Origin of the sequence: Pinibacter aurantiacus (assembly GCF_019130065.1) — a bacterium.
Classification (GTDB): domain Bacteria; phylum Bacteroidota; class Bacteroidia; order Chitinophagales; family Chitinophagaceae; genus Pinibacter; species Pinibacter aurantiacus.
The window spans coordinates 297,631-313,824 of the sequence record NZ_JAHSPG010000012.1 but is presented as its reverse complement, the minus strand read 5'-3'; the positions used below and the strand labels follow the sequence as shown (position 1 = coordinate 313,824).

Annotated in this window: 13 protein-coding genes; 5 read left to right on the top strand and 8 right to left on the bottom strand. The window is 42.2% G+C overall.

Translation table 11 applies throughout. From position 1 onward, the window contains the following. Positions 1 to 88: 88 nt before the first annotated feature. The 3 genes from KTO63_RS15860 to KTO63_RS15850 form a co-directional block, all read right to left on the bottom strand. On the bottom strand, positions 89 to 1,339 hold the full coding sequence (locus tag KTO63_RS15860; RefSeq protein ID WP_217792350.1) for a sensor histidine kinase: 1,251 nt from the start codon (positions 1,337 to 1,339) through the stop codon (positions 89 to 91). Positions 1,340 to 1,347: 8 nt separating this feature from the next. Beyond that, entirely contained in the window at positions 1,348 to 2,028 is a 681-nt protein-coding gene (locus KTO63_RS15855; protein ID WP_217792349.1) for a response regulator transcription factor, read from the bottom strand. A gap of 189 nt (positions 2,029 to 2,217) precedes the next feature. Then, positions 2,218 to 2,961, bottom strand: a complete 744-nt coding sequence (locus tag KTO63_RS15850) for a ThuA domain-containing protein (protein WP_217792348.1) — start codon at positions 2,959 to 2,961, stop codon at positions 2,218 to 2,220. Positions 2,962 to 3,274: 313 nt separating this feature from the next. Here KTO63_RS15850 and KTO63_RS15845 point away from each other — a divergent pair, with 313 nt between their 5' ends. Both KTO63_RS15845 and KTO63_RS15840 read left to right on the top strand, forming a co-directional pair. Further along, positions 3,275 to 4,597, top strand: a complete 1,323-nt coding sequence (locus tag KTO63_RS15845; protein WP_217792347.1) for a Gfo/Idh/MocA family protein — start codon at positions 3,275 to 3,277, stop codon at positions 4,595 to 4,597. Between the two features lie 272 nt (positions 4,598 to 4,869). Further along, positions 4,870 to 5,598 carry a 3-keto-disaccharide hydrolase gene (locus KTO63_RS15840; RefSeq protein ID WP_232373201.1) on the top strand — a complete coding sequence of 243 codons (729 nt, stop codon included), beginning with the start codon at positions 4,870 to 4,872 and terminating at the stop codon, positions 5,596 to 5,598. An 88-nt stretch (positions 5,599 to 5,686) separates the two neighbouring features. On the opposite strand, the gene KTO63_RS15835 is transcribed toward KTO63_RS15840, so the two are convergent. The 5 genes from KTO63_RS15835 to KTO63_RS15815 all read right to left on the bottom strand — a co-directional run bounded on the left by KTO63_RS15835 (position 5,687) and on the right by KTO63_RS15815 (position 11,655). After that, positions 5,687 to 6,409, bottom strand: coding sequence for a 3-keto-disaccharide hydrolase (locus KTO63_RS15835; RefSeq protein WP_217792346.1), 723 nt, complete (start codon positions 6,407 to 6,409; stop codon positions 5,687 to 5,689). A gap of 237 nt (positions 6,410 to 6,646) precedes the next feature. After that, positions 6,647 to 7,699 (bottom strand): sugar phosphate isomerase/epimerase family protein, encoded by a 1,053-nt coding sequence (locus KTO63_RS15830; RefSeq protein ID WP_217792345.1) that lies wholly within the window; start codon positions 7,697 to 7,699, stop codon positions 6,647 to 6,649. A gap of 110 nt (positions 7,700 to 7,809) precedes the next feature. Then, positions 7,810 to 8,964 (bottom strand): Gfo/Idh/MocA family protein, encoded by a 1,155-nt coding sequence (locus tag KTO63_RS15825; protein WP_232373200.1) that lies wholly within the window; start codon positions 8,962 to 8,964, stop codon positions 7,810 to 7,812. 201 nt (positions 8,965 to 9,165) lie between these two features. Next, a complete protein-coding gene (locus KTO63_RS15820) occupies positions 9,166 to 9,831 on the bottom strand; it encodes a gluconate 2-dehydrogenase subunit 3 family protein (protein ID WP_217792344.1) in 666 nt (221 codons plus the stop codon). A gap of 84 nt (positions 9,832 to 9,915) precedes the next feature. After that, positions 9,916 to 11,655: a GMC family oxidoreductase gene (locus KTO63_RS15815; protein ID WP_217792343.1), complete on the bottom strand. Its 1,740-nt coding sequence runs from the start codon at positions 11,653 to 11,655 to the stop codon at positions 9,916 to 9,918. A gap of 202 nt (positions 11,656 to 11,857) precedes the next feature. Here KTO63_RS15815 and KTO63_RS15810 point away from each other — a divergent pair, with 202 nt between their 5' ends. The 3 genes from KTO63_RS15810 to KTO63_RS15800 all read left to right on the top strand — a co-directional run bounded on the left by KTO63_RS15810 (position 11,858) and on the right by KTO63_RS15800 (position 16,107). Next, positions 11,858 to 13,156, top strand: a complete 1,299-nt coding sequence (locus tag KTO63_RS15810; RefSeq protein WP_217792342.1) for an MFS transporter — start codon at positions 11,858 to 11,860, stop codon at positions 13,154 to 13,156. Positions 13,157 to 13,339: 183 nt separating this feature from the next. Continuing rightward, the gene (locus tag KTO63_RS15805) at positions 13,340 to 14,233 is read left to right on the top strand and encodes a hydroxypyruvate isomerase family protein (RefSeq protein WP_217792341.1); all 894 of its coding nucleotides are present in this window, start codon (positions 13,340 to 13,342) and stop codon (positions 14,231 to 14,233) included. A 194-nt stretch (positions 14,234 to 14,427) separates the two neighbouring features. After that, a complete protein-coding gene (locus KTO63_RS15800) occupies positions 14,428 to 16,107 on the top strand; it encodes a GMC oxidoreductase (RefSeq protein ID WP_217792340.1) in 1,680 nt (559 codons plus the stop codon). The last annotated feature ends 87 nt before the right edge of the window (positions 16,108 to 16,194 follow it).

The following is a 16,194-nucleotide window of genomic DNA, read 5'->3' as shown; positions in this document are numbered from 1 at the left end:
AATTATGAAGCCCAGCGGAGAACAGGCAAATTCAGCTTGTTCTTTCGCCTGGCACAATTAGAATCTGTCTCACACTGCTCTTCTGCTCCTAGAAATCAATAGAAAATTGGTGTTGGTTGTTAACGTAATGGTAGCTTAAAGTGAACCCATTCAATTCAGTGATCTGCTTTGCAATACATAGCCCGAGGCCGTTATCACTTGTTGCCGAAGTTTTGTAAAATCTGGTGAAGAGCTGCTTTTCGTCAAGCGCAGGAGAGTCGCTGGTGTTGGCAATTACCAGTTGCTTAGCTGTTAAGGTAATAGAAATTTTCCCGTTAGGAATGTTGTGTTTTGTAGCATTGCTCAGCAAATTATTCAACATTATTTCTGCCAGCAAAGGATTGATCTTTATCTCGCAATCGCGAAGATTTTTTTTGATAGAAAGATGCTTGCTTTGCCACAACTCAAAAAAATCAACCAGCTTTGTTTCAATTTTTTCTTTCAGGTTTATGATGACAACATCTTCAAATTGCTTATTCTCTATTTTTGCCAGGAGCAACAATGACTGATTGAGCTTTGACATTTTTTGTATAGCGTCATAGGCGCTTTGTGCAGCGCGGCTCTGGGTTTCAGAAAGGTTTTCGTCCTGAATTAGAATATCCATTTTTGATCTTACAATTGCCAGCGGAGTTTGCAATTCGTGTGAAGCATTCGCCGTAAACTCCTTTAGTAACAAGTAGTCGCTCTCTGCTTTATTGAGCGATTGATCGAGTGTTTTATTCATCAGGTCAAATTCGTCAATGTTCGTTTGAGAAAGCTGTATTTTGCTTTTATTGCCCAATTGGAAGCTATTGATAGATGTCAACGTATCATAAAATGGTTTCCACAATCGCTTTAATACTACACGGTTGATAAGGGCTGTCGTCATTAGTATTAACAGTATAGTGGCTATGGTGATCACCAGAATAAGACGGATCATATCATCCATGTCTTCCATTGAAATAGCCACTTTCGCTTCGTACCATTGTCCTCCAGCCTGCACAGTAAATGTTATTTGCCTGAAAAGTTCCATGCTTTGCTCATCCTCTACGAAAAGTCTGACAGAACTGAATTTGTGCTTCGGTATTGGGCCGGTAACGGGGGTATAGCTAATCTCTTGTTCCTTAACGTGCATTATTTCAGGAAGCCTGTTGTATTTACTTACGTAGGTTTCAACTTCCCGTTGTTCGATTTTAAGATTGTCATTTACAAATTCGATCATTACATATCGCAGCAAAAACGCGTATGCAATACTTGCCAGCAGAAAAATAGCCACTGTTATCAGCAGATTGATGCGAGTGTATTTTGTAAACAGCTTCATGTTTTTTCCTATTTGGCAATGCCGAATTTATAACCCATTCCATAAACCGATTGAATGTAATCGGGACAATCGGCCTGCAGTAATTTTTTGCGCAGGTTTTTAATATGAGCATAGATGAAATCATAGTTGTCCGCAAGATCCATGTTGTCGCCCCACAAGTGCTCTGCAATAGCGCCCTTGCTGATTACTTTGTTTTTGTTGGCTATGAAATACATCAGCAGATCATATTCTTTGCGGGTAAGATCGATGTTTTTATTTTTTACAGAAACCTGTTTGGCATCCAGGTCCACAGCAATTTCGTCAAACTCGATGATACTTTGTCCTGAGAAGGATTTGCGGCGGATGATGGCCTCCACACGCGCTGCCAGTTCCGGTAAATGAAATGGCTTACTGAGGTAGTCATCTGCGCCCGTTTTTAAACCTTGTACTTTGTCATCAAGGGCGTTTTTTGCTGAAATGATCAGCACGCCATCACTCTTGTTTTGTTTTTTCAGGTGCTTAAGAATTTCAAGCCCATTACCATCAGGAAGAGTGATGTCGAGTATAATGCATGCATAATCATACAAAGACGTTTTTTCCAACGCTATATCAAACGTAGGGGCGAGTTCGCACACATAATTGTCATTGCTTAAATAGGTGGCAATGCTGTTTGCCAAAGCCTTTTCGTCTTCTATGATTAGAATCTTCATGCGACTAAGATGATTGGGAATTCTGTTGAAAATTTGAAAATTTGGGAATTTGAAAATTTGAAAATGCTGAAAGTCGATGAATCGTCATTTATGGCTGTTCGTCTATAGTACTCTCAATGAAAAATTGACAATGATGCGCTAAAAGCATTTTCAAATTCCCATATTTTCAAATTTTCAAATTAAAAAAGCCTACGGCTTTTTTCCCATCGCATAGTTAATGCCGCCGAGCAAGTGGTTCAGGAACAGCGGATCGACATAGGATTCATCTGTGTGGCCAAGCTCTGTGTAGAAGGCTCTGCCACCATCAAAATCATGGTACCACGCCATTGGGTGGAAAGTGCCATTTTCGCCTCCTGTGTAGCTGCTCTCGTCAATTGTGATCAACACGTGATAAGTGCTGTCTAGCTTAATATTTTTGAAATTGTACCACTCGTCCCATCTTTTCCATACGCTGGGTAAATGTTTGGTAGCGATAAAAGTGGTGTCTACCACATGTAAGACAGCCTCCTGTTGCTTTGGATGACTTTTAAACTGAACACCAACCAGTTTATTGTACCATGGCCAATCGTATTCCGTATCGCTCGCCGCATGTACACCAACATAGCCTCCACCGGATTGAATATATTTTTCAAAGGCAGCCTGACCATTATTGTCCAGCACATTCATTGTTGTGCTAAGGAAAATAACGGTGTTGTATTTTTTCAGATTTTGGGGTGTAAAGTAAGTGCTGTCTGTAGTGCTGTCAACTGCAAAATTGTTTTCTGCGCCCAGCTTTTGTATCGCCTTTATACCCGCAGCAATTGATGCGTGGTGATAACCTGCTGTTTTAGAATATATGAGTACCCGGTATTTCTTTTTCGCGGCAGCATGAGGTGCTGCACAACTTAGCGTGACTGCCAGAATGCAAATGGCAAACAAAACGTTTCTGATCATTATTGGTTGTTTTTGAGATAATAGAAAGAATGAATTTACAGAAATAATAAAATCAATCACTGCCGCTCGAAAAAAAGTGTTTTAGATGAAGTGATAAAGACGTAGCAGAGAGGTTATGAGTGTTAATTGAAAATTGAAAATGAAGGCCCGCGCCGCATTTTAATTTTTGTTCTTATTGGTAAGGAATGCCCAATCGCCCTAAGCCAACGTGAGCCCAAAGCATTTTCAATTTTCAACTTTCAATTTTCAATTCTTATATTTACCTATAAAGTCAAATAATTTTACCACAACCATTGATTCTAAAATTGCCAATATGAAAAGACGGACTTTTCTACACTCATCCTCGCTTTATTTAGCAGGTGCGGGGCTTGCAGCCGCTTTACCCTTAGACCTTCTTGCAAGAAAAAAAGCTATTTCTCCCAACGCGAAAATTAATGTAGGTGCCATCGGCATCAATGGAATGGGTTGGGCAGATCTTACGGCGCTGTTGAAAATTCCCGAAGTACAATGTGTTGCATTGTGTGATGTAGATAAAAGTGTGTTGGACAAACGTGCCGCTGAACTCGCACAAAAAGGCATGAAAGTAGCAACCTACAGTGATTATCGGAAATTGCTTGATAACAAAGATGTTGACGTGGTGGTGATAGGCACGCCTGATCACTGGCACTGCCTGATCATGCATGATGCATGTGCTGCAGGAAAAGACGTGTATTGTGAAAAACCGGCCGGCAATTCAATTATAGAATGCAGCACGATGGTGGCTGCTCAGCAAAAATACAATCGCGTGGTACAGGTAGGGCAGTGGCAGAGAAGCAACAAGCATTACCAGGATGCAATGAGTTTTGTACACTCCGGAAAGCTTGGCCAGGTGCGGCTTGTAAAGGCATGGGCCTACCAGGGATGGATGAAATCGATACCTGTGCAGCCTGACGGCCCTGTGCCCGCAGGCGTGGATTATGACATGTGGCTCGGGCCAGCAACAAAACGACCTTTCAATCCCAATCGTTTTCATTTTAACTTCCGCTGGTACTGGGATTATGCTGGAGGTTTGATGACAGACTGGGGCGTACACATGATCGATTACGCTTTGCTGGGCATGAAAGCAAATACACCAAAGAGCGTTGTTGCGAGCGGTGGTAAATTCGCTTATCCAGATGATGCGGAAGAAACGCCGGATACGTTAACAACTGTGTATGAATTTAATGGCTTCAACATGCTGTGGGAACACGCAACGGGTATAAACGATGGGCCTTATAGCCGCGATCACGGCGTGGCTTTTATTGGAAATAATGGCACGCTTGTGGTAGATAGAGGTGGATGGGAAGTGATTCCGGAAAAAATAAACGGTAAAGAAAAAATGGATGCGGTAGCAAGGCAAAAAAAAGAAGACGACGGGTTGACGTTGCATGCACAAAACTTTATCGACGTGGTGAAAAGCAGAAAAATGGAAGACCTGCATTGCCCGATACAAGACGGTGCACATGTCGCCACTGTTTGCCAGATGGGAAATATATCGTTTCGCACCGGAAAGAAAATTTACTGGAATGATGTGAGGCGCGATTTCAATGATGATAAAGCGGCGAATAAGTTGTTGTCGGCTGAATATCACAATGGATACAAGCTGCCTAAAGTTTAATTAATAATTAATAATTAATAATTAAGAATTAACAGGAAGGCATTTAATTAAGAATTAGGAATTAAGAATTAAGAATTAAGAATTAAGAATTAAGAATGCATTCTGTGTAGCATACAAGACTGATGGATATTAGTTTTTCTGTTCAACAAAAGATCAGTGAAAATCAGTTTAATCAGCGTCATCTGTGTGCTCTCTCTTTAAAATCACAAATTTCAAATCATACAATGAAAGCTTATCTTTTAACCGCAGGCCTATTCATAACTACAATGGCTATGGCACAAGAAAAACAAAAAACTGATGCTGAAAGAGCGGCGGAAACCGAGGTTTGGCAACCGGAACCAAAAGTAGTTACGCCAGGTAAAGCCTTTGCTGACGCGCCTTCTGACGCTATCGTTTTATTTGATGGGAAAAATCTTGACAGCTGGCAAAGTGTGAAAGATGGCAGCGCGGCACAATGGACGGTGGGTAATGGCGCTGTTACCGTAAAAAAAGGAACGGGCAACATACAAACAAAGCAAACTTTTACAGACTATCAATTACACATTGAATGGCGCATACCTGAAAATATCACCGGTAGCAACCAGGCTCGCGGTAATAGCGGTGTATTCCTTGCTTCAACGGGTAAGGGAGATGCAGGATATGAGTTACAAGTGCTGGATTGTTACATTAACAAAACGTATGTGAACGGACAAACAGGAAGCATTTACAAACAGGCAATTCCACTGGCAAATGCGTGTAAGAAACCGGGAGAGTGGCAAACCTATGATGTTATCTGGACCGCACCACGCTTTAATGATGACGGCTCTTTGAAGAGCGCTGCACGCGTTACCGTTTTCCAAAATGGCGTGTTGCTGCAAAATAATTTCGAATTAAAAGGTGAAACCGCGTGGATAGGACAACCGGCTTATCACAAGCATGGTCCGTGTCCTATCAAGCTACAGGATCACGGCGATCCAAGCGAACCGATCAGTTATAGAAATATTTGGGTGAGACCTTTATAAGTAAAAAGTAAAAATTAAAAAGTCAAAAGTAAGAAGGCATGATGCGCTCTCTGCTTTTGACTTTTTAATTTTTACTTTAGAATTGAAATTATAGTTTCCGAATTTTTATGTTCCTATACCACACATCATCACCGTGATCTTGCAGTGAGATTTTTCCTTTTTTGTAAGTGCCCCAGCCCGGCCATGTTTTAAACTTGCTATTGTCAATGAGTTGCTTCCAGTTATCGTCCCACATAGTGGTAGACACAACATTTACACCGTTGAGATAGAGGTCTAGTTTGCCATTCAAAGATTTAATTTCAACTGCGTTCCATTCTCCTACAGGCTTTTGCGCTTCTTTTGAAGATGCAATAAGATCGTAGAGATCACCGGCTTTGTGTTTCATGATATGTCCGTCCGGATGGCCTTCGTTATCTACTACCTGCATTTCTGCTCCTGTTGAATATGTTTGGTGGTAGTGAGCAGTGTCTTCGTGAATGAAGAAGATAATGCCGCTATTTCCTTTGGGAGAAATTTTCCACTCCAGTTTCAAATCAAAATTGTCGAATTCGTCATTTGTTACAAGGTCACCGCCTTCACCTTCTTTCTTGCTTTTTGCATCCAAATGAATGGCACCGTTTTCTATTTTCCATGCACCCGCAACATTCGATTTGCCGTAGCTGTGCCATTTGTTCAAATCTTTTCCGTTGAACAATGTGATCCAGCCATCATTAGAAGGGTTCTTTGAATATCTTTCGATGTTGTTTTTTGTTGCTGTTTTCCACGCAAAAAAGCCGGGAAGCAAAATTGCGGCAAGCCAGAGTTTTTTCATATTCTATGTTTTAAAATGGTTTGTTGTGTTTTGTTATTTCTTAAACGGCCGGTCTCGAATCTTTACCACTGAGTCACTAAGGGCACTAAGTTTCACTAAGCGTCGCTACACTTTAGAGAGTCCTTAGTGAGGCTTAGTGTCCTTAGTGTCTTAGTGGTTTATTTAGGTCTTTAAAAAAATGATAAGTTTGAAAATATACGCCTCATTGCACATTGCATTGTTTCACAGAAAGCATTCTCAAATTCCCAATATCGCCCTGTTCGTCTTTTCGTCAGCACCTGTTCCAGCAAAATCATCAAACGCTTTTTCTGTAACACGAATGATGTGATCTTTAATAAATACAGCACCTTCTTTCGCGCCATCTTCAGGGTGTTTAAGGCAGCATTCCCATTCCATTACCGCCCAGCCTTTAAAATCGTATTGCGCCATTTTGCTGAACACAGATTTGAAATCAACCTGGCCATCTCCCAAAGAACGGAAGCGTCCCGCGCGATCTATCCAGCTTTGGTAACCGCCATATACACCTTGTCTGCCGGTTGGATTGAACTCAGCATCCTTTACGTGAAACATCTTTATACGCTCATGATAAATGTCGATGTAAGAAAGATAATCGAGGCACTGCAACACAAAATGCGATGGATCATACAACAGACAAGCTCTTGCGTGATTGTTCACTTTTTCGAGGAACATTTCATAACTCACACCATCGTGTAAATCTTCACCCGGGTGAATTTCGTAGCAAACATCCACACCGTGTTCATCAAAAACGTTCAATATTGGCAGCCATCTTTTCGCTAATTCGATAAAGCCCGTTTCAACAAGGCCCGCCGGGCGCTGCGGCCACGGATACACCGTGTGCCATAGCAATGCACCACTAAATGTTGCATGAGCATTCAAGCCTAAATTTTGTGAAGCCTTGGCTGCATATTTTAATTGTTGCACCGCCCATTCTGTTCTTGCTTTAGGATTGCCATGCAGTTCAGCAGGAGCGAAGCCATCAAACATTGTATCATAAGCCGGATGTACTGCAACGAGTTGTCCTTGCAAATGCGTAGAAAGTTCTGTGATCTCCAGTCCGCATTCATTCACTATGCCTTTGATCTCATCAGCATATGTTTTGCTTTTCGCTGCTTTTTGCAAGTCGATGCAACGTGGGTCCCATGTAGGTATTTGCACGCCTTTAAAGCCAAGTGATTCGGCCCACAGGCAAATAGATTTCAGATTATTAAAAGGAGGCTGATCGCCCATGAATTGTGCGAGGAATATGCCGGGTCCTTTGAGAGTAGTCATGAGGAAAATGTTATTAAGTAAAAAGTAAAAAGTAAAAAGTAAAAAGTAAAAAGTAAAAAAGTCTCAATAATCGGCGATCATTTTTGAATTTTTACTTTTGAATTTTGATTTTAGATATCGAACGTCGTCCATTTCTGCTCGCTCTTGCCGCTCTTCACCACGTTCTCAATAAACGCCATTCCGCGCAGGCCGTCTTCGATGCCTGGGAAGTCGAGCCATTCAGGCTTTGGTGTTTCGCCGTTTTCTTTTGCACGAACGGTTAAAGCAAAGTTGCGATAAAGATTGGCAAATGCTTCCAGATATCCTTCCGGGTGTCCCGCAGGTGTGCGGCTGTTATGCGATGCATATGAACTTACATAACCGGTACCCGTGCGATAGATCTCAGCAGGCTTGTCCAGCCATTTTACCATTAAAGTATTTGCATCTTGCTGTTGCCATTCCACACCACCTTTTTCTCCGTATACTCTTACTTTCACATTGTTCTCTTCACCGGCCGCTATTTGGGAGGCAAATAAAACGCCTGTTGCGCCGTTGTCAAATTTCAGTAACACAGCGCCATCATCATCTAATTGTCTTCCTTCTACCACTATGTTTAGGTCGGCACAAATTTTTGTTGTTTTCAAGCCGCTCACATACTCTGCCATATTAAAAGCGTGCGTACCAATGTCACCCATACAACCTGCAATGCCGCTGCGTTTTGGGTCGGTGCGCCATGATGCCTGCTTAGAATCGCTGCCTTCTAAAAAAGTACTCAACCAACCCTGCGGGTATTCCACGTATATTTTTCTGATCTTACCGAGCACACCACTTTTCACCATTTGCTTCGCCTGCTTTACCATCGGGTAGCCCGTGTAAGTATGTGTAAGGCAAAATACTTTCCCTGTTTTTTCAACCACCTGTTGCAAAGCCTTTGCTTCATCAAGGGTGAAGGTCATTGGCTTATCCAAGATGACGTGAAAACCATTTTCCAGCGCCATTTTCGAAGGTTCGAAATGCACGTGGTTGGGTGTTACAATGCTCACGATCTGCATTCTCACATCTTCCGGAAGTTGCTTTTCTTTCTCGATCATTTCTTTGTAAGAACCATACACTCTTTCCGGCGCGAGAAACAATTCTTCACCCGCTTGTTTTGATTTTGCAGCATCACTGCTAAACACTCCGCAAACCAGTTCAATCTGTCCGTCCATATTTGCCGCAATGCGGTGAACCGCGCCAATAAAGGCTCCTGGTCCTCCGCCGATCATGCCCATTCTTAGTTTTTTCATATCTGTGTAGTTGTTAGTTGACAGTTGTTCGTTGTTAGGAGAACGCAGATTTTCATGATTTTCATGATTTGTTATGATTATTCTCCTTTGACTGATGCCAAAGGCAATGAATTAGGGGTAATGTGTTTAGTAAACTCTTTGCTGCTCTTGAATTTCGTGTTTGCTAAAGCAAATCACACTAAAGGAATTCTTAATTCTTAATTAAGAGAAACTCACACATTCCTTCAATTCCTTTTCACTATAAGCCAACCCATATTGCTTCAACACATCGTCTGGTACACCATTCCATTGATTGGGTTTGTTGCCCATATAGCCGATGTCTTTCACGCCTATTTCGGAGGTGAAAAAGCCGGTAGCAACAAGGTCGCGAAATTTATTGAAGAAGGCTACTCCCTGTTTCATTGTTGGTTTTGCTGTTTCCGGATAGGCGATTTGATCCACCATTTCAATACGTTGTTTTTCGTCGCAGTCTTTAAAGCCTTTGCCAAACTGTTTCATACACTGCACGTCGAGCCAGCGCAAGCCGCCACGAATTGGTATTTGATGTTCGGGCATGTCCTTTACAATAAACTCAATGAACTCAGGCACTTTCGCATCGGAAGCACTGCCACTGACCTCATCACGCGGAATGATGATATCACCAAGTATGGTGATCGTCGCCATTTCATCCGGTGTAAAAAAAGTTTGCGCAGCAATGGCGTTAAGCTTTTCCATCTCTTCCGGCTGCCTGTCGTAACCACCATCTGCTTTTTTATCTTCAGCTTTTACTTCAGTTGTTTTTTTGTCAGACAACTTGCATGCTTCCGCGAATACGCTTGCCGAAAGCGTTCCTAGAGCCATAGCCTTAATTGATTTCCGTCTATCCATAGAGAAAAGTTGAGAGTTGAGAGTTGAGAATGGAGAGAGGAGCGCATTATAACTCTCAACTCTCCATTCTCAATTCTCAACTAATTAAATGTTTTGTTTCTTCAATTGATCAACAATGTATTCCGACGTACGCATTGACAATGCTAAAATCGTCCATGTAATGTTTTTGTCTGCCTGCGAAACAAATTGTCCGCCGTCCACACAGAATACATTTTTGGAATCGTGCGCCTGGCTCCATTTGTTCAGTGCTGAGCGCTTAGGATCATTGCCCATGCGAACGGTCCCTGCCTCATGAATAATTTTTCCAGGCGTTTCCAATCCGTAATTATTATGCGCACCAAAGTCATCGCCATATGTAACAACGGCGCCCATTTGATGCAGAATTTCCTGGAAGGTTTCCTTCATATGCTTCGCCTGTTTTATTTCATGCTCGCTCCATTTTACATTAAAGCGCAATACAGGAATGCCCCATTTGTCCACCACACCCGGATCTATTTCACAATAATTACTTTCAAATGAAATGGCTTCTCCGCGGCCTGCCATATGTACCTGTGCGCCATAGAAATAACGGTAATCTTCCTTCAAAGATTTGCCATAACCACCCGCTTGTTTTTTCTGGCCATTCACGGCAAATTTTCCGTTAACGAACTGAATGCCATTGGTAAAACCATACCCCGGCATGTGCATGCCACCACCATATTCAATATGATAACCACGAGGGAAATCAAGCTTTTTGTTATCGAGCCACCAAGGCGAATAAATGTGCGCACCGCCCACACCATCTTCGTTGTATCGTTTGCGCCCGAGTAGCTGCGGAACCACGCCACCCATGGATGCGCCCGTAGAATCGTGCAAATATTTTCCAACCACATTGCTGGAATTGGCAAGACCATTTTCATGTCTCGCAGATTTTGAGTTGAGTAGCAATCTTGCAGATTCACACGCGCTCGCGGCAAGTATCACCACTTTTCCCTTTACCTCGTATTCCTGCAGGTCATCTTTGTTTACATAAGAAACACCTGTTGCGAGGCCTTCTTTATTAGTCAACACTTCACGGGCCATTGCGTTGGTAAGTACATCAACATTGCCCGTTGCCATGGCAGGTTTTATTAATACTGAAGACGAAGAGAAATCGCCATACACCTGGCAACCTCTTCCGCATTGGCTGCAGAAGAAACAAGAGCCGCGTTCGTCGTTTATTTTTTTTGTAAGAATAGAGAGGCGCGAAGGAATTACCGGAACACCTGCATTGGCTGCACCTTTCTTTAGCATCAGCTCATGCAATCTTGGTTTGGGCGGTGGAAGAAAAACACCATCGGGATGATTTTCGAGCCCTTCATTTGAACCAAAAATGCCGATTAATTTATCAACGCGATCGTAGTATGGTTTGATATCATCGTAGGAGATGGGCCAATCTTCACCAAGGCCGTCAATGCTTCTGCGCTTAAAATCTTTAGGACCAAAGCGTAATGAAATTCTTCCCCAGTGATTGGTACGACCGCCGATCATTCTCGCGCGGAACCAATCCCATTCAGTGTCCTTTGTAGTGGTGTAAGGTTCACCATCAATCTCCCATCCGTGATAGCATGCATCAAAATCGCCGAAGGGGCGAAACTTTGTGCCTGCGCCTCGTCTTGGCGACTCCCACGAATTTTTTAATTGAGTAACATTCTTTGCAGGATCGTACATCGGGCCCGCTTCAATCAGGCAAACTTTCAGGCCGGCTTTTGAAAGCATATAGGCCGCCATGCCGCCACCGGCCCCTGATCCGACAATTACCGCATCATAAAGTTTAGGATTCGTTTTGATCTGTAGATTTCCCATATAACAAGCAAAATATTGGAAAAGATAAAGGTTAAATTTATTACATCTCTCTTATTTCACTATTAAAATTTTTTTATTTGGTTGGATGGGTATAATCATAACAAAAACTGATTTTTATTAAAGTATTTTATAAAAAGTGTTCGTTCAACCAAATAAATCTCTAAATTTATTCGCGTTAATTTAACCCAACACAACAAACGATATGCAGGCCATAAACAGGAATAAACTGTTCATAGCAAGTTGTCTTGCTCTATTAGTAACATCGCTTTCTTTCGGTATCCGTGCTGGATTATTAAGCACGTGGAGCCATCAGTTTTCTTTAACACAAGAACAAATTGGTATAATTACAAGTACCGCATTCTGGGGGTTCCCATTAGCCATCGTTATAGGAGGTATGATAGTGGACATCATCGGCATGAAAAAGTTATTGATTGCCGCAGCGGTGTTTCATTTATTGGGCATTGTGTTAACGATTACAGCAACAGGTTTCTGGTCCCTGTTTATTTCAACATTATTAATTGGCATGGGAAATGGTACAGTGGAAGCCGCATGTAATCCATTGGTGGCCAGTTTATATACAGAAAAGAAAACCGCCAAGCTCAATCACTTTCACCTTTGGTTCCCTGGTGGTATTGTGATAGGCACATTGATCGTGCGATTCTTTGGCGTAAATATTCCTGACACAAGTTATTTAAGCAATTGGCAGTTGCTCGTTGGCATCATGTTGATACCAACGTTGATCTACGGATATCTTTTCAGCAAGCTTGAATTTCCGCCAACAGAAAGAGTTTCAAGTGGCGTCTCTACTTCAGAGATGTACAGGTCATTGCTTAATCCATTATTTATTGTAATGATCGTGTTAATGCTGGGAACAGCCATCACCGAATTGTTTACGGGACAATGGATCGATGTATTATTAAAGAACGTAACCGAGAATGCCATTTTATTATTAACCCTTGAAACGGGCGTAATGGTGCTGGGCCGTGCATTTGCGGAACCGGTGGTGCATAAATTTTCTTCAGCAGGAGTGTTGTTGATTTCAGCAATCTTTGCTGCATTGGGTTTATACATTCTTGGTCATACAACAGGAAACATGTTGTTTGCAGGAGCAATAATCTTCGGTATCGGTGTATGTTATTTCTGGCCAACCATGCTCGGATTTGTCTCTGAAAATTTACCTAAGACAGGCGCAGTAGGATTGAACTTTATGGGCGGAGCGGGCATGTTTGCCGTGTCTCTATACATGATCTTCATGGGTGGTTATTATGATAGATTAGTTGCCGGCCAACTACCTGCCAATGCTGATGTAAAAGCATATTCAGACGCTGCCGCAGGAACAGAAATGGCAAATGCATTTGCCGAAGCAAAAAAAGCTGCAGGTCCTCAAATCATTAATGTTACATTGATTATTCCAATCATTCTTATAGTGGCATTTACTGTACTCTATTTTTATATGAAAGGAAGAAAGAAACCGTCGTTGCAAACAACATTGGCGCATTAGAGATAAGTCAAAAGTCAAAAGTAAAAATTCAAAACCCGATGGTGCAGTTTTGCTAAATGATTTGAAAAAGAAAGAGGTGCATTCCCTGATCAAACTTGCCTTACAGCGTTTTTACTTTTGATTTTTTACTTTTTACTTTTTAGGTTTTGCTTGTTTATAATTTAAAAAAAGAAACGTTATCGTATGTCCACTCACAACAGGAGAAGTGCTATCAAAAATATGGTCGCCGGGTCGGCAGCTGTAGTAGTGGGAGGCAGTGTGCTTTCCTCTTTTACACAGCCTGGCGAAAACGAAACACCTATGATGAAATTCAAAGGAAATATTAATCACTCTGTATGTCGCTGGTGCTTCAATGACATCAGCGTTGAAGATCTCTGCAAAGCAGTAAAGAAAATCGGCTTCAGCGCAATTGATCTTGTGGGTCCTGCTGACTGGCACACTTTGCAACAGTATGGTGTGTACAGTTCGATGTGTTACACATCTGGTCAAAACAGTTTGACCAAAGGCTGGAACGACAAATCGCAACATGAAAGATTGATCAAAGATCATACTGACATTATTCCGCTAATGGTACAGGCTGGATATAAAGATGTGATTTGCTTTAGCGGCAACAGAAACGGAATGGATGATGAAACAGGTTTAAAAAACTGCGTGGAAGGCCTGAAACAGGTATTGCCTTTGGCAGAAAAAAACGGCATTACCATTCACATGGAATTGCTTAACAGTAAGGTTGACCACAAGGATTATATGTGTGACAAAACTGCTTGGGGCGTTGAGTTGTGTAAACGATTGAATTCTAACAATTTTAAATTGCTGTACGATATTTATCACATGCAGATCGATGAAGGCGATGTGATAAGAACCATTAAAGATTATAACCAATACATCGGCCACTATCATACAGCCGGTGTGCCTGGCAGACATGAAATTGATGAAACGCAGGAACTTTATTATCCTGCCATCATGAATGCTATCAAAGAAGTGAATTTTAAAGGATATGTGGCACAGGAGTTCATTCCAAAAGCAAAAGATAAACTGGCATCGCTGAAGAAGGCGGTGGAGATTTGCGATGTGTAACAAGAGGTTAAGCTCTCCAAAGCTTTTAGCTTCTGAGTACTATTCTATGGCCTCTGGCGATAAAGTTGCCTGAAGCAACAAAATAGAACTGCGAGGCTACAAGGCCCGCAGAGCAGAACAGAACAAATTTCGTACATCTTACACCGTACATTTTTAATTGTAAAAGACTTACCTAAAAAGAAAGAAAAAATATTATGGCAGATCAAACTTATGATGCGATTGTTGTAGGTTCCGGAATCAGTGGTGGCTGGGCAGCGAAGGAGCTTACAGAAAAAGGGCTGAAGGTTCTGATGCTGGAACGCGGCCGTAACATTGAACACGTAAAAGATTATGTAAGCGCAAATAAAGAGGCGTGGGATTTTCCACATAGGGGAAAGGCAACGCAACAAATGAAAGAGGACTATCCGGTGCTGAAACGTGACTATCCTTTAAATGAGATCAATCTTGATTATTGGGCGAGCGATAAAGAATCTCCTTACACCGAAGTAAAAAGATTCGATTGGTTCCGTGGTTACCATGTGGGCGGCCGCTCATTAATGTGGGGCAGACAAAGCTACCGCTGGAGCGATCTTGACTTTGAAGCCAACGCAAAAGATGGTCACGGTGTTGATTGGCCCGTACGCTACAATGAAATTGCACCATGGTATGATTACGTAGAAAAATTTGCTGGCATTAGTGGTAACAGGGACGGCATTCCACAATTGCCGGATGGCCAGTTTTTACCACCAATGGAAATGACGTGCGTGGAGAAAGATGTCTCTAAAAGAATAAAAGACTATTACAAAGGTCAGCGTCAAATGATCATTGGACGTGTGGCAAATCTTACTGTTCCTCATGAAGGCAGAACGAACTGCCAGTTTAGAAATAAGTGTTGGCTGGGATGCCCGTTTGGAGGCTATTTTAGCACGCAATCTTCTACGCTGCCTGCTGCCATGAAAACAGGCAATCTCACTTTAAGGCCGTGGAGCATTGTAACAAAAGTATTGTACGATAAAGATAAAAAACGTGCGACCGGTGTGGAAGTGCTGGACGCAGAAACAAACAAGACTTACGTGTACAACGCGAAAATAGTTTTCCTTAATGCTTCTACTTTAAACTCCACATGGCTGTTGATGAACTCAGCAACAGACATTTGGCCCGATGGTTTGGGAAGTAGCAGCGGCGCGTTGGGACATAACCTGATGGATCACCACTTAGGCGTAGGTGCCGGCGGTTGGGTAGAAGGCTACGAGGACAAATATTATTTCGGGCGCCGTGCAAATGGCGTGTATGTTCCGCGCTACAGAAACTACAATGGTGATGCGAGAGACTACGTTCGTGGTTTCGGTTACCAGGGTGGTGGAAGCCGCGAAGGATGGGGAAGAGGCGTTGCCGAAATGAACATCGGTGCAGATTTCAAAGAAGCGCTTTCAGAACCAGGTCGCTGGACAATGGGAATGGGTGGCTTCGGAGAAATTCTTCCTTACCACGAAAACAAAGTGACGCTTGATAAAAGCAAAAAAGATAAGTGGGGATTGAATGTGCTCGCGATCGATTGCGAGTTGAAGGATAACGAATTGAAGATGCGCAAAGACATGCAGCAAGATGCCATTGAAATGCTTACTGCTGCAGGCGTTAAAGACGTAAAAGGTTATGACGGTGATGGTACTCCCGGTCGTGGTATTCACGAAATGGGTACTGCAAGAATGGGTAAGGATGCCAAAACATCTGTGTTGAACAAATACAACCAGGTGTGGGACGCTCCAAACGTTTTTGTAACCGATGGTTCATTCATGACATCTGCATCTTGCGTAAACCCATCATTAACCTACATGGCATTTACTGCAAGAGCAGTGGACCATGCGGTTAGTGAACTTAAAAAAGGAAACCTTTAATTTAATTGAAAATTGAAAGTTGAAAGTTGAAAATGATAGGTTTTCAGCTCTGACTCTCAAATTTCAAGTCTTAATTTTCAATTTTCA

Coding starts and splice junctions, on each gene's coding strand:
- KTO63_RS15860 (WP_217792350.1), bottom strand. CDS start 1,339: ATGAAGCTGTTTACAAAATACACTCGCATCAATCTGCTGATAACAGTG.
- KTO63_RS15855 (WP_217792349.1), bottom strand. CDS start 2,028: ATGAAGATTCTAATCATAGAAGACGAAAAGGCTTTGGCAAACAGCATT.
- KTO63_RS15835 (WP_217792346.1), bottom strand. CDS start 6,409: ATGAAAAAACTCTGGCTTGCCGCAATTTTGCTTCCCGGCTTTTTTGCG.
- KTO63_RS15810 (WP_217792342.1), top strand. CDS start 11,858: ATGCAGGCCATAAACAGGAATAAACTGTTCATAGCAAGTTGTCTTGCT.
- KTO63_RS15850 (WP_217792348.1), bottom strand. CDS start 2,961: ATGATCAGAAACGTTTTGTTTGCCATTTGCATTCTGGCAGTCACGCTA.
- KTO63_RS15805 (WP_217792341.1), top strand. CDS start 13,340: ATGTCCACTCACAACAGGAGAAGTGCTATCAAAAATATGGTCGCCGGG.
- KTO63_RS15800 (WP_217792340.1), top strand. CDS start 14,428: ATGGCAGATCAAACTTATGATGCGATTGTTGTAGGTTCCGGAATCAGT.
- KTO63_RS15845 (WP_217792347.1), top strand. CDS start 3,275: ATGAAAAGACGGACTTTTCTACACTCATCCTCGCTTTATTTAGCAGGT.
- KTO63_RS15840 (WP_232373201.1), top strand. CDS start 4,870: ATGGCACAAGAAAAACAAAAAACTGATGCTGAAAGAGCGGCGGAAACC.
- KTO63_RS15825 (WP_232373200.1), bottom strand. CDS start 8,964: ATGAAAAAACTAAGAATGGGCATGATCGGCGGAGGACCAGGAGCCTTT.
- KTO63_RS15815 (WP_217792343.1), bottom strand. CDS start 11,655: ATGGGAAATCTACAGATCAAAACGAATCCTAAACTTTATGATGCGGTA.
- KTO63_RS15820 (WP_217792344.1), bottom strand. CDS start 9,831: ATGGATAGACGGAAATCAATTAAGGCTATGGCTCTAGGAACGCTTTCG.
- KTO63_RS15830 (WP_217792345.1), bottom strand. CDS start 7,699: ATGACTACTCTCAAAGGACCCGGCATATTCCTCGCACAATTCATGGGC.